The sequence below is a fragment of the Brevibacterium iodinum ATCC 49514 genome (assembly GCF_900169265.1).
Taxonomy (GTDB): domain Bacteria; phylum Actinomycetota; class Actinomycetes; order Actinomycetales; family Brevibacteriaceae; genus Brevibacterium; species Brevibacterium iodinum.
The window spans coordinates 31,202-44,110 of record NZ_FXYX01000009.1 but is presented as its reverse complement, the minus strand read 5'-3'; the positions used below and the strand labels follow the sequence as shown (position 1 = coordinate 44,110).

The following is a 12,909-nucleotide window of genomic DNA, read 5'->3' as shown; positions in this document are numbered from 1 at the left end:
CTGGTCTCTGACCGGCGAGGACCGTTTTCGGGCCGATCGCCGTGCCGCCTGCGCTCTGACCAGCGCGTAAGCACGAGTCCGGTGGGGTGAAGGCAGCCGCGACAAGGCCACTCGCGCTCACTTCAGAATGGAGGCACAGCGGCGCCATTGAATGGCCATGCGCCGCTACGTTTCGAAGAGGCCGTCGATGATGTCGTCTGTGATGAATCGTGAGTGCAGGATCGGGATGCGAGCAGGGTCGGTGCTTTCGGGCGGTCGCCATGCCGGCCGTCCGTCGCCGAGCATGAAGACTTCCCAGTCGGAGCGGTCCATAAGGTGGTGGTGGAAGGAACACAGCAGACACATGTTGTTGATGTCGGTCTTGCCGCCCAGGGCGTGCGGCACAACATGGTTCACGTCGCACCACCCCGCCGGTGCATCGCAACCGGGGAACACGCATCCGCGATCCCTGGCGGTGACGATTGCGGTCTGCTTCTTGTTTGCGAAGCGCTGTTCCGTGCAGACTTCCACCGTGCGAGCCTTTTCATCCATCAGGTGGAAGAAGACGGTGCCATCGAGGCCGCGCCGAGCGACGTCGCCCATCGGGAAGCGGTCGCCGGAGCCTGTGGTGGCTTCGCCGATGCCGTTGGCAATGTCGGACGCTTTTGCTGTGACGACCAGGGCGTAAGGCGAACCTTTGGCGGCTTCCTTCATGCTGATGCGCGAAATGAGAGTGGCGAAACGTTCGTAGATCCAGGCCTTCGCACTGGGCTGCTCGCTCATGAGATCGACGGCCGAACCATTGGCGCGGACCCCGTGACCGGCAGGAACGGGACGGTTGGCACCGGGATCCGCGGATTCGGCTTCGTTGTCTCCGGTGGCCTCGATGACAGCCCATGGAGGTGCATCGAAACGATCTCCGGTAAGGACGGCATCGAGAGGTTCGAACCGTTGCTCGTCGAAGGTCTGGCCGAGGCCGCCACTACCGGGAGTCTGGTCTGGCCCGGCGTTTGGGGCGAGTGAGGGAGCGTCTTCGCGCTCGCCTTCGTCCGCCTCGGAGTCGGTGGGTTCTGCGATTGTCGATGTGGTGCCTTTCGCGGATTGAATCCTGGAGGTCAGCAGTCCGTGCAGTTCGGATCCCGCCACGGGATCGAGGATGCCTTCCAGTCTCCAGTCTCCATTGCGCTTGGGCCGGGCAGTGATGAAGTAGGCGGAACGATCGCTGGGGTCGAGCGGCTCGGCACCGTCGGGGTCGATGAGAGCGAGCATCCGACGGAAGATGTCGCGGAGCTCGCTCACAGTCACCGATTTCGCGTACTTCACGAGGTCGGCCTCCACACGGGACTTCGTCTCGTGGCCCACCCACGCGGGCAGTGCCTTGAGGCAGTCTTCGATGACGGTGAGGTGCTCCGCGGGCAGGGTGCCGAGGTGGAGCTGCTCGGCGACGAGCGGATGTTCGGGCTCAAGCGGTTGTCCGTCGAGTGCGACTCGTCCGCCGAGATTCTCTGCTAACCTTGCCCGGCGGTTCGCTTCTCGCCCTGAGAGGTTGAGGCGTTCCTGGATGAGCGCCTTGGTCGACTTGGCACCACTGTCCTTAGGCGTGCCGACGCGTTCGTAGACGGCCAGTGCCAGGGTGGACAGAGATTCACTGAGTCGACGCAGCGCCTCGGCCCCATCGATAACCTGCAGGGCCTCGTTCGGTCCCATCGGCCGGTCGAATGCACGAAGACCTCCGACCAGTCCGGTCAGGGAGGCGATCGAGTCGGTGATTTCGGGAGCGCTCGCAACCTGGTCGTTCCAGGCGGCGTCGGTGAGGATCGGGTGCAGCGAGGTTGGTCGTTGAGAATCAGTTCCAGCCTCAGGCTGAGCGGCGACAGAGGCGCTTGTGTTGGCCGGGCTGGCAGGATCAGCGGAGGCGGGCTGCGTGGTTGAGCTGATCTGCTCGGTTGTTTCGAACAATGAGGTCGGGTCTGCATGTGCGGTCGAGTCAGTCTTGGCGTTCGGATCGAGCCCTGTGGATTTCGCCGGATCGACGGTATCTCTCGAATTATCTCTGCTGGCGGTCGTGACGGTTTTGCTTGGTTGTCCGGCATCGAGAGCCGACGTGTCTTCGTCCATTTGTTCGTCGTCGGCTATCGGCGCATTGTCAATGGCTGCGTCATCGTCGGTCGAAACTGGGTCAAGGGCCTCGAACACCTCGGCGAAGTGGTGGCCGCTGAGGTCGAGCCCGGCCGCCTTGAGTTGTTCGGCCAGTGTTGCGGGGTCCGATGTTTCTTCGGGTTGTGCTTGCGCGGTGTCCTCGGGTGCGTGGGCATTCTGAGAAGAGGTGCCCACGAGGTCTGCCGGTGTGATGTTCGTCGGCGGTCTTCTGCTCGCCCCACCGCGCGAGTCAGCGGCGGCGCGGCGGTCGCGCTTTCCTGACTTGCGTCGCTTGCGGTCGGGGGTGAAGGTCATCGCTGTTGAGTTCCGTTCGTCATTGAAGGTCTCTTAGCTCAATTGTAGGCAGTCAGAGAATAGAAGACAATAGAATCTTCGAAAAAGATTCGACTGGAAATGACATGCTGAATGTGAAGGACGCTTTTGAGTGGTTTATTGGGAGTTCGATCAGTTTCAGGGCACTTTACTCGTCGGCATTGACTCGGGATCGGTGACGACTGAAGTGTCGGGAGAATTCTCGGAACTGGATCCGACCCGGTAGAAGTGGATGGTCTGTGCGATGCCTGCCGGCCGGGAAGAGTTCTAGCCTGCCTTCTGGGAAGGGTTGCAGCCTGCCGTCTGGGAACGGTCGGTCGGTAGTGCTCGAACAGAACCGCCTCGGCGCGGTTGGATCTGCACGCGGATCGCTGCGAGTGAGATGATGGGAAGCTATGGCCCTTGATTTCACCCTGGTGCAGCTGCGCTACTTCCAGGAGGTCGCCAGGCGGGAGAACATGACCGAGGCGGCGAAGCAGCTCAACGTCACTCAGTCGGCGATCTCGACGGCGATGGCCCAGCTCGAGCGGACCATCGGTCTCGACCTTTTCATCCGACAGCGCAATCGTTCGGTGGTGCTCTCGCCTGCCGGGAAGCGATTCCTCTCAGAGGTCACACCTTTCCTCGAAGCCTCCGACAACCTCGGCGAGACTGCGTTGGGCCTCTCACGTCGTCTCAGTGGAGACCTCACTGTCGGAGTCTTCTCGCCGATCGCGCCCACCCGCCTGCCGCTCATCCACAGCGAATTCGAGAAGCGCTACCCGGATGTTCGGATCAACTACCTCGAGGCGAACCTTCAGGAGCTGCAAGCCGCTGTCATCGCCGGCGACTGCGATCTCGCACTGACTTACACGCTGGGAATGACCGATCGCTTCGATCGCTTCCTCATTGACGTCGTGAAGCCGCACGTCCTCGTCTCACTCGATCACCACCTCGGCGGGGGTGGGAAACGGCCGCGACCAATCCACCTGCGAGAGCTCGCAGATGAAAACTACATCCAACTGGATCTGCCGTTCAGCACTCAATACTATGACGAGCTCTTCCGGATCGCGGGCGTCGAGCCGATCGTGCGGCACACCTTTGCTGGCTACGAAACCGTGCGGTCGTTCGTGGCGATGGGGCACGGGTACTCGCTGCTGAGCCAGAGCGTGTCCTCGGGAACGTACATCGGATCGAAGACGGTGGACGTTCCGCTGCTGGACGACTTCCCGAGCATCGACCTTGCCATCGTCTGGCCGAAAGAGCTGAGGCTGAGCAAGCGTGCGCGAGCCTTCTGCGAGCTGACCTTGGAGATCCTCGGGACCTAGGCGGCTGAAGCGGACAGAAGGACCCGAACCGCGGGCCGAGGACTGCGCTGGTGCTGGGGAAGGCGGTCGGTGGGGAAGCGGTCCGCCGCCGAGGTAAGGGGCTTACGCGGAGAGGTGCCACCTCGGCTTCTCATCGATTTTCCTCATGACCAGTGTCAAAAGTATCTGTTGGACTAATGTGTTGTGGATCGCAAAGATGGTGGAAATCATCCCCGCGCCCTAAGGAGATCCCGGATGTCCATCACAGCCCCGACCGAGCAGCGAACCACGTCGACGAAGATGCAGCGGAAGGTGCTCCTGGGCGGCAGCATCGGCCAGTTCGTCGAGTTCTACGACTTCACGTTGTACGGTCTATCGGCGGTGATCCTGTCCGAGTACTTCTTCCCCGACGGCGACCGGATCACCGGTCTGCTGGTCATCTTCGCGACCTTCGGAGTCGCCTTCGTCATGCGCCCCCTCGGCGGACTCTTCTTCGGAGCTCTCGGCGACAAGGTGGGCAGGCGACAGACCCTGACCATCACGATCTTCCTCGTCGGAGCCTGCACAGCCCTCATCGGCATCCTCCCCGGTTTCGACACGGTCGGGTGGTTCGCGCCGATCCTGCTCATCCTCGCCCGACTCGGCCAGGGCTTCTCTGCCGGCGGTGAATCCGTCGGCGGACCGTCCTTCGTCTACGAGCACGCTCCGATTGCCAAGCGCGGACTGTGGATCAACATCACTCTGGCTGCGACCGCCCTGCCCTCGGTGTTCGCCGGCGGCCTCATCCTCCTGCTGTCGACGGTGATGAGCGACGCCTCATTCGACTCATGGGGCTGGCGCGTGCCGTTCCTCCTGGCGCTGCCGTTGTCGGCCGTCGGACTGTGGATCCGGTCGAAGACCGACGAATCCGAGCTGTTCAAGAAGACCGCTGCCGAACGGCCCAAGGAGTTCAGCCCGATCCGCGAAAGCTTCCGCGAGAACTGGGTCGGAATGCTCCAGGTCTTCTTCGTCCTCGGCGTCACCGCGCTCGGCTTCTATATGCTCTCGGCGTACTTCGTCACCTACATCCAGACCACCGGCGACCTCAGTCGCGAACAGTCGCTGCTGACAAACGCGATCGCTATGGCCAGCTACACGATCTTCCTGCCCATCGCCGGCCACCTCGGTGATCGATTCGGACGTCGGCCCATGCTCATCGCGGGTGCGATCCTGCTCGCGGTCACCTCGGTGCCGGCATTCGGGCTGGTCACCAGCGGACATATGGGGCTCGCATTCCTCGGGCAGACGATCTTCGTCCTCGCGCTCTGCTGCTACGGCGGCGGCTGCTACACCTTCTTCTGCGAGCGCTTCTCGACGAAGACGCGGTTCACCTCGGCGGCCATCAGCTACAACATCTCCTACGCGGCGCTCGGCGGAACCGCTCCTTTCGTGGGCACGTGGCTCGTCGACATCACCGGCGTCAACACCGCGCCCGGCTATTACATGGCTGCTGCGGCCGCCGTGTGCCTCGTCCTCATCTTCGTCACGCGCCTCCCCGAGACCCGCGGACGGCTGGGGTGAGCCTGCATTGACATCGAGTTTCGTCCACTTTCACATCACATTCTGTACAGATCATCGGGATGAAAAGCGATGAACTGAACGAAAAGCGATGTGCGAGCCCCACCCGCGCCCCAGACCCATGCAAACCACTACCCACCCTCATGAGAGAAGCGATCAGCAATGAACCAACAGGCACCCCCATCCTCCGACGCGGCCTTCCTCGCAGACTTCCACTTCGTCGCCACCATCGGTGCCACCGACAACAACGGCGTCGACCGGCAGGCGCTGACGGCCGAAGACAAGCAGGCGCGCGACTGGATGCGCGGGTGGGCGACGGACAAAGGCTTCGACGTGCGCGTCGATGCGATCGGAAACATGTTCGCGTGCCTCGAGTTCGTTCCCGATGCCCCGTACGTCCTCGTTGGTTCCCACCTCGACTCGCAGCCGCTCGGCGGTCGCTTCGACGGCGCCTACGGAGTTATCGCCGCCCTCTTCGCGGCCCTGCGCGTCAAAGAGGAACTCGCCGAATCTGGCCTGAAACCCACCTTCAACCTCGCAGTCGTCAACTGGTTCAACGAAGAAGGCGGTCGCTTCGCCCCGTCGATCATGGGCAGCTCCGTCTACGCCGGGCTCTTCGACCTCGATGAGATGCTCGCCGTCGCCGACCTCGAAGGCACCACCGTCGCAGAGGCGCTGGGAGCCATCGGCTATGCCGGCACCGACACCCCGCCCGAGGCGATCACCTACGCCGAGATCCACATCGAACAGGGCCGAATCCTCGAACGCGAAGCCACGGACATCGGCGTCGTCGAGTCCAGCTGGTACACGCAGAAGCTCGACATCGACGTCCTCGGCGAACAGTCCCACACCGGAGCGACCGCCATGGCCGACCGCCACGACGCGGTCGTCGCCGCGGCCAAGGTCGTCCTCGCCGTCGCCGAGGTGGTCAGCGAGTTCGATGACGAAGCCCTCGTGTCCTCGGTCGGGCAGCACGTCGTCGAACCGAACTCGCCGATCGTCGTCCCCCGCCGCGTCCACATGGTCGCCGACCTCCGATCCTCCGATCCCGCCATCGTCCAAGCCGCCCGCAGCTCGCTGAAGACGCAGATCGCCGAGATCGCCCGCGCCCACGACATCACCATCAACGTCGAGGATTTCGACATCCGCGACAAGCGCCACTTCCCGAACGAGGGCGTCGAACTCGCCGAGAAAGCCGTCGCCAACGAAGGTCTGAGCATCCGCCGGCTGGAGACGATGGCCGGTCACGATTCCGTGGCGATGAATCACCGCGTGCCCGCCGTGATGATGTTCGTGCCCAGCGTCGACGGCGTCTCCCACTGCGAACGCGAATTCACCACCGACGACGACATGCTCCGCGGCGTCCGCGTCCTCACCTCGGTGGCCCGCGAGCTCGTCCGCGGTGAACTCGCCGATGTCCGTGACGGTGCCGTCTGGGTCGGTTCCTCCGTCGCCGAGGTGCGCGCATGAGCAACGTCGACCCGCGCCCCAGCGTCGCCGCCTCGGCCGCAGTCCCGACCAGTTCGACAGCCGAACCCTGGACCCTGTCCGCCACCGAGGTGCTCGCCGCTTTCCGCTCCAAGGACCTGTCCCCGGTCGACCACCTGAGCTCCCTCATCGGCCGCATCACCGCCGAAGATGAGCGCATCAATGCGGTCACCGAAGTCGTCGAGGAGGCGGTCACCTCGGCGCGGGAAGCCGAGGACTTCTACGCGAACGCAACCAGCGATGACCTCGCCGAGGCGGCCGTCACCCGTCCGCTGCTCGGACTTCCCGTGATCGCCAAGGAGAAGCACGCGCTCGCCGGCCGCGGCCTCACTCAAGGGCTGCTCCACGAACGCGACACCGTCGCCGACCATGACGCCGCGATCATCGCCCGCATCCGCGCCGCCGGCGGTTACGTCCATGCGCGCGCCACCTCTCCGGAGTTCAGCTGCGCGACGATCACGCACTCGCCGATGTGGGGCGTGACCCGCAATCCGTGGAACCCGGACCTCTCACCGGGCGGGTCCTCCGGCGGGTCCGGTGCTGCGCTGGCAGCCGGGTTCGCGCCCCTGGCCACGGCCTCCGACATCGCCGGATCCACGCGGCTGCCCGCCGCCTTCACCGGCACCGTCGGGTACAAAGCCCCCTACGGCCGGATCCCCGGCGCCCAGCCTCTGGCCGCGGACTGGTACCGCGGGGACGGGCCGATGGCGCGCACCGTCGCCGACGCCGCCCTGCTCGCGAAGGTCATGGTCGGGGTCGATCCGAGTGATCATGCGACGATCGCCTCGCCCGGGTTCCTCGATGACTTCGACCCCGCCGAGGCAGCCGACCGACTCCGCGGGCGCAGGGTCGCGCTGTGCGTCCGGTTGGGGGACTTCCCCGTCGGGAAGGACATCGAAGCGAATACCCGCGCGGTCGCCTCGGCGCTGGAATCGGCCGGGGCACACGTGGAGGAGGTCGAACTGCCGTGGACGGCCGAGCGGATCTTCGAGACCGCGTTCACCCACTTCGGGAATCTCCTCGCGCCCGCCATGCGCGCCGCCACCCGCGGCCACGAGGACGCCCTGGCCGAATACACGCTGCGGTTCATGGCCGACGCCGAGGCGGTCGCCTCCCGCCGCTCCTTCTACGACGGACTCGCCATGGAAGCACAGATCCAGGCGGAGCTCGCCGCAGCCATGGACGGTTTCGATGTGCTCTTGGCGCCCACCTCGGCGGTGGCGGGATTGGAAGCTGGGGCCAGCTACCTCGACGGGATCACGATCGGCGCCGACGGCGTCGGACGTGAAGATGCCAGGTCAGGTGGTGCGAGCGGGAATGACGGCGGGGACGGCGTCCGGCTCGAGCACTACTGGCAGTCGCATATGACGATGCCGTTCAACATCTGCAACCGCGTGCCGATCGTCAACGTGCCCTCCGGCATGGCCGATTGCGGGATCCCCACCGGCGTCCAGGTCGTCGCTCACCCGTACGACGACACCCGCGCCTTCGATGTCGCCGCCGCCATCGAAGCGCTGCGCCCATGGGCCGGTCTCGCGCCACAGTGAGAACCCGACTTCGGAACCCCTGAAACAGCAAGAAGGACCCACAATGACGTCTGATCCACAATCGGTTCGCTTCGACGACCCCGTCGGAACCACCACGCATTCAGCCGATCCGAGCAGCACCAATCCGGGCAAGGTCGCCTTCGCGAGCTTCATCGGGACAACCGTCGAATGGTACGACTACTTCCTCTTCGGCACCGCTGCAGTGCTCGTGCTCAACGAGCAGTTCTTCCCCTCTCTCGACCCCTTCGCTGGCCAGCTGGCCTCACTGTCGACCTTCGCCGTCGCCTTCGTCGCTCGCCCTCTGGGCGGCGTGATCTTCGGCCACTTCGGCGACCGGCTCAGCCGCAAATCGATGCTCGTGCTGTCCCTGCTCATGATGGGTATAGCAACCTTCCTCATCGGCCTTCTGCCCGGCTATGACACGATCGGCGTGGCTGCTCCAGTCCTCCTCGTGCTGCTGCGCGTGGTCCAAGGCTTCGGCGTCGGCGGTGAATGGGGCGGGGCTGTGCTGATGGCGGTCGAACACGCTCCACCGCACAAGAAAGCGTTCTACGGTGCGTGGCCACAGGCCGGAGTGCCTGCCGGCTCCGTGCTCTCGAGCCTCGTGTTCTTCCTCGTCCAGCTCATGCCCGACGAGAAGTTCATGTCGTGGGGCTGGCGGATCCCCTTCCTCATCTCCGCCGTCCTTGTCCTCATCGGACTGTTCATCCGCCTGCGCCTGACTGAATCCCCGGAACTCAATGAGGTCAAGGAAGAGAAGAAGGTCGCGAGCCTGCCCTTCTTCGAACTGTTCAAGACCTCGAAGAAGTCCCTGCTCATCGGCATCTTCTGCCTCGTCGGCTCGAACACCCTGTTCTACATCGCCAGCGTCTACCTCCTCTCCTATGCCCCAGAGGCGACTGCACTGACTCGCGGTGAGGTGCTGCTGGCCATCGCGATCGGCGCCTCCTTCGACGTCATTGCCATCCCGCTCGTGGCGATCTTCGCCGACCGTCATGGGAAACGCACGATGATGCTCGTCGGCAGCCTAGTCACGGCTGTCGCTGCGCTGCCGATCTTCTGGGCGATGAACACCGGAACCTTCCTCGGCGCAGTGTTGGCGATGATCATCGCCTTCCCGATTGCACATTCGATCGTCTACGCGACCTCCTCGGGCTTCATCTCCGGGCTCTTCGACCCTGAAGTCCGCTACACCGGTGCTTCGATCTCCTATCAGGTGGGCGGTCTGATCTCTTCCGCCCCAGCTCCGATGATTTCCGTTCTCCTCTTCACGACATTCGACTCGTGGGTGCCCGTCGCGCTCTATCTCGCTGCGGCTAACCTGTTGGCAGGGATCTTCGTCCTCTTCGATACGAGGAACAAGGCGCTGAGCCAGTGAGCAGGAGCAGACACATGATGGACGGGCAATCGCAGCCGACGACGGGACAGGCGCATCGGATGGACGAGCACACCCTTGCCGAGGTGGCGCGTGCCGGAACGCAGTTCAACGCGGTCACAGCGATGACCGATGAGCGCGCGAATGCCCTCACCGCCGAGTCGATGAAGCGCGCGGATTCCGGGCAGCCGCCGCGGCGGCTCGAAGGGATCCCCTTCGCCATCAAGGACGTCATCGACGTCGCCGGATACCCGACGACGATGGGATCGAAAGTGTCCCTCGCCGAGGCGGCGGCCACCTCGGCGCCGACCGTGACCGTGCTGGAAGAGGCCGGGGCGATCCCGGTGGCGAAGACGAACTGCCAGGAGTACTCCTATGGAATCCTCGGCGACGAATCCGCCTTCGGCCGTGTCATCAACCCCGTCGATCCAGTGCTGTGCACAGCCGGGTCGAGCTCCGGATCGGCGGCACTCGTGGCCGCCGGAGCAGTGCCGTTGGCGTTGGGCACGGACACAGCCGGATCCGTGCGGGTGCCCGCCGCCTGCCAGGGTGTGTTCGGGTTCAAGCCGAGTTTCGGGACAGTGCCCGTGGACGGAGTCTTCCCGCTCTCGCCAGCCTTCGATACGGTCGGGCTCTTTGCCTCAGATCTTGGTCTGCTGGCCACGGCTTTCGACGTGATTGCGGGGGCTGAATCGGAAGCGCATGCAGCAGCTGGTGTGCCGGACGGCATTGCGAGCGGGATCGGGCGGACGGGGCGGACGATCGATGTCAGCCTCCTCGGCGATCGGGCGAATCGTGCGCTCGATCTGCTCACTGAGGTTCCCAACCTTACGGTCACCTCGGTGAACGGTCAGGCCTTGAGCGAACTCCTCGACGCGTGTGCGCCGATCTACGAATTCATCCGCCTGTACGAGGCTTTCCAGGTGCACCGGGACCTTTTCGCCGCGCATGCCGCGGACTACCAGCCGGGCGTGGCGAAGAAGATCGAAGCCGGCCGAAACCTCACCGAGGCAGACTATCGGCAGCAGCTGAACGCCCTTGCTGACCTGCGCGAACAGGCGCAGCGCATCTTCGCGACCACGGACTTCCTGCTCACTCCGGCCATCGACGGACCGGTGATCCGGTGGGACGAGATCGACTCCGGTTCGGCAGCGAAGTTCATGCGGTACTCGATGCCGTTCAATGTCCTGGGCTGGCCGGCGCTGACGATCCCGCTGCCGAACGGCGGGTTTGCCCGGGGCGGCTCGGCGCATGACGGATCCGATGCCAGAACCGCGGAAAGACCGCGGGCGGTGCAGCTCGTCGGACGCCCCGGCGCGGATCGCGCTCTCCTCGCGTTCGCCTCTCGGCTGGGCTGAACTGCCGTTCGGTTAGATTGAACTGATTCTCGGTTGGACTGAACGGGTTCCCGACGGGGCTGAACTGCCTCTCGGCCGAGCTGGGTTCAAACAACCAGCGGCCCACCCTTTTCAGGGTGGGCCGCTGTGTTGTGCTGGAGCATCCGCGGGGAGGGGATCCACATCGTCACGGCCATCTGACCGGAACGGGGTGGACCTCCTCGGTGAGGGTGGAGATCACAGCCTCCAGCAGCTGTCGAGCGGAGCCTTGCCCGCGAAGGTGCGGGTGGTGAAGGTTTCGATGCGCGGGAGCGCGGCGACGTAGCCGCCGACATGCGTGGGCCCGAGGTTGTCCTCGAACGCCACCTTGTGGCCGGCTCGGCACCACGTCGAGGCGAGTTCCTTGCCCTGATCGAACGAGATGACGTCGTCGAGGCGGCTGTGGTTGACCAGGAGCGGAACATCCGGCACCTCGGCCTTGCCCAGCCGCTGCCGGTCAACGATGTCCGTGAAGTGCTCGTCGATGATGTCGGTGAAAGACTCGCCGTTCTTCGTCAGCGATTTCCCATCTGTGAAAGCTGTCGAGAGCAGGGCTTCGACGGTGCACTTGTCCGCTGTTTCGGCCACCATCTTCTGCCCTTTCTCGTTGAGGAAGTCGCTTGTATCGATGTCGGCCTGCTCGGCGAACCCGACGACACCGTAGAGCGCGAATGCCGTGTAGACGCTCGAGAGCCCGGACACGGTCTTGTGCAGATCGACCGGCACTGCGCCGGCCGAAGCCGAGGCGATGTTGAGCTCGGGTGCCCACTCCTTCTGGAGTTCCAGGGCAGCCGTCGTGGCATGACCACCCTGCGAGTAGCCGCGCAGCTGGAGTTTGGTGTCCTCATCGATCTCGCTGCCATCGACCTGCTGGACGGCACGTGCCGCATCGAGGACCGACCGGCCCTCTTCGACGCGATTGACGAAGTGGTGGGTGCCCTCGGTGCCGAGGCCCACATAGTCGACGATGACCACGGGGCGCTTTGATGCGAGTGCAGATGCGACGGAGAGGCCTTCGTATTCGGTGCCCATGCCCATCTGACGGCTGGGCGCGCACTGGTCGGCGATGCCCTGGGTCCCCGGCGCGATGACGACGGCATTGTCAGCGTCGCCGCTGTCACCTTTCGGAGTCAGCAGAGTGGCTGTAGCGGCACGCGCCTGGCCCGCCTCGTCGGTGGTCTTGTACATGAACGTTGTCGACTTCGCGTCATGCTTGATGAGCTTGACGGGATCGAGATAGAAATCCGAGTCAGCCTGCTTGACCAGTGCTCCGTCCTCGTCCGGCAGCGAGGCGGGAGTCTTGTAGAAGTCACCCGGGACCCCTGATGCGGGCAGATCTTCCTGCGCAGCGGCGTATTCGACGTCGGCAGCGGTGAGCTCGTCGGTCTTCCCGACGGCCTTCTTCGCCTGCTCGACGCTGACACCTTCGGGAACGCTGTCGCGGTCGAGGGCATCTGGGTCCTCTGCCGCGCGGTCTTCGATGAGCTGCTCGGCTTCGGATTCGGTCTGCGGGACGAGTTCGGCGGCCTGGACGGGAGCTGTCGTCGTGCCCAAAGTGAGTGCAAAGCCGGCGATGGCTGCGGCGCTCAGGATACCGGTTCGGCGCATGCGGCGACGCGGCCCGGTGGCGGATGTGGTCGACAGTGCTGTGGTTGGCGTGCTCATAGGCGGTAGTCCTGTTCTGCCATGTCTCTCGACAATGAGAAGGTGCGGGACAGCGGTGTCGGTGCAGACCGCAGCGGTGTGCAGCGTGACGGTGAGAGCAGCGTCGCGACGGGGTGCCGCCGGCCAGAGTGTTCACCGTTGGACGCCCTGATTGTGACGGGCAC

At 64.5% G+C, this 12,909-nt stretch carries 8 protein-coding genes; 6 read left to right on the top strand and 2 right to left on the bottom strand.

Annotated elements, in window-relative coordinates; translation table 11 throughout:
* Window positions 1-165: 165 nt before the first annotated feature.
* Complete coding sequence (locus BI49514_RS08180) at window positions 166-2,433, bottom strand: DUF222 domain-containing protein (RefSeq protein ID WP_101545952.1); 2,268 nt, start codon at window positions 2,431-2,433, stop codon at window positions 166-168.
* A 413-nt stretch (window positions 2,434-2,846) separates the two neighbouring features.
* Between BI49514_RS08180 and BI49514_RS08175 the strand changes: the two genes are divergently transcribed.
* From BI49514_RS08175 to BI49514_RS08150, 6 genes are all read left to right on the top strand, one after another.
* Window positions 2,847-3,758 (top strand): LysR family transcriptional regulator, encoded by a 912-nt coding sequence (locus BI49514_RS08175; RefSeq protein ID WP_101545950.1) that lies wholly within the window; start codon window positions 2,847-2,849, stop codon window positions 3,756-3,758.
* A 234-nt stretch (window positions 3,759-3,992) separates the two neighbouring features.
* The gene (locus BI49514_RS08170; protein ID WP_244195304.1) at window positions 3,993-5,297 is read left to right on the top strand and encodes an MFS transporter; all 1,305 of its coding nucleotides are present in this window, start codon (window positions 3,993-3,995) and stop codon (window positions 5,295-5,297) included.
* A 159-nt stretch (window positions 5,298-5,456) separates the two neighbouring features.
* Window positions 5,457-6,764 (top strand): M20 family metallo-hydrolase, encoded by a 1,308-nt coding sequence (locus BI49514_RS08165; protein ID WP_101545949.1) that lies wholly within the window; start codon window positions 5,457-5,459, stop codon window positions 6,762-6,764.
* Entirely contained in the window at window positions 6,761-8,329 is a 1,569-nt protein-coding gene (locus BI49514_RS08160) for an amidase (RefSeq protein WP_101545947.1), read from the top strand. The genes BI49514_RS08165 and BI49514_RS08160 overlap by 4 nt, the downstream gene beginning before the upstream one ends.
* A 43-nt stretch (window positions 8,330-8,372) precedes the next feature.
* Entirely contained in the window at window positions 8,373-9,707 is a 1,335-nt protein-coding gene (locus BI49514_RS08155) for an MFS transporter (RefSeq protein ID WP_101545945.1), read from the top strand.
* A gap of 14 nt (window positions 9,708-9,721) precedes the next feature.
* The gene (locus BI49514_RS08150) at window positions 9,722-11,062 is read left to right on the top strand and encodes an amidase (protein WP_101545943.1); all 1,341 of its coding nucleotides are present in this window, start codon (window positions 9,722-9,724) and stop codon (window positions 11,060-11,062) included.
* Window positions 11,063-11,278: 216 nt separating this feature from the next.
* Here BI49514_RS08150 and BI49514_RS08145 read toward each other — a convergent pair whose 3' ends face one another.
* On the bottom strand, window positions 11,279-12,745 hold the full coding sequence (locus tag BI49514_RS08145) for a lipase family protein (protein WP_101545941.1): 1,467 nt from the start codon (window positions 12,743-12,745) through the stop codon (window positions 11,279-11,281).
* Window positions 12,746-12,909: the final 164 nt, after the last annotated feature.

Coding starts and splice junctions, on each gene's coding strand:
- BI49514_RS08180 (WP_101545952.1), bottom strand. CDS start 2,433: ATGACCTTCACCCCCGACCGCAAGCGACGCAAGTCAGGAAAGCGCGAC.
- BI49514_RS08175 (WP_101545950.1), top strand. CDS start 2,847: ATGGCCCTTGATTTCACCCTGGTGCAGCTGCGCTACTTCCAGGAGGTC.
- BI49514_RS08170 (WP_244195304.1), top strand. CDS start 3,993: ATGTCCATCACAGCCCCGACCGAGCAGCGAACCACGTCGACGAAGATG.
- BI49514_RS08165 (WP_101545949.1), top strand. CDS start 5,457: ATGAACCAACAGGCACCCCCATCCTCCGACGCGGCCTTCCTCGCAGAC.
- BI49514_RS08160 (WP_101545947.1), top strand. CDS start 6,761: ATGAGCAACGTCGACCCGCGCCCCAGCGTCGCCGCCTCGGCCGCAGTC.
- BI49514_RS08155 (WP_101545945.1), top strand. CDS start 8,373: ATGACGTCTGATCCACAATCGGTTCGCTTCGACGACCCCGTCGGAACC.
- BI49514_RS08150 (WP_101545943.1), top strand. CDS start 9,722: ATGATGGACGGGCAATCGCAGCCGACGACGGGACAGGCGCATCGGATG.
- BI49514_RS08145 (WP_101545941.1), bottom strand. CDS start 12,745: ATGAGCACGCCAACCACAGCACTGTCGACCACATCCGCCACCGGGCCG.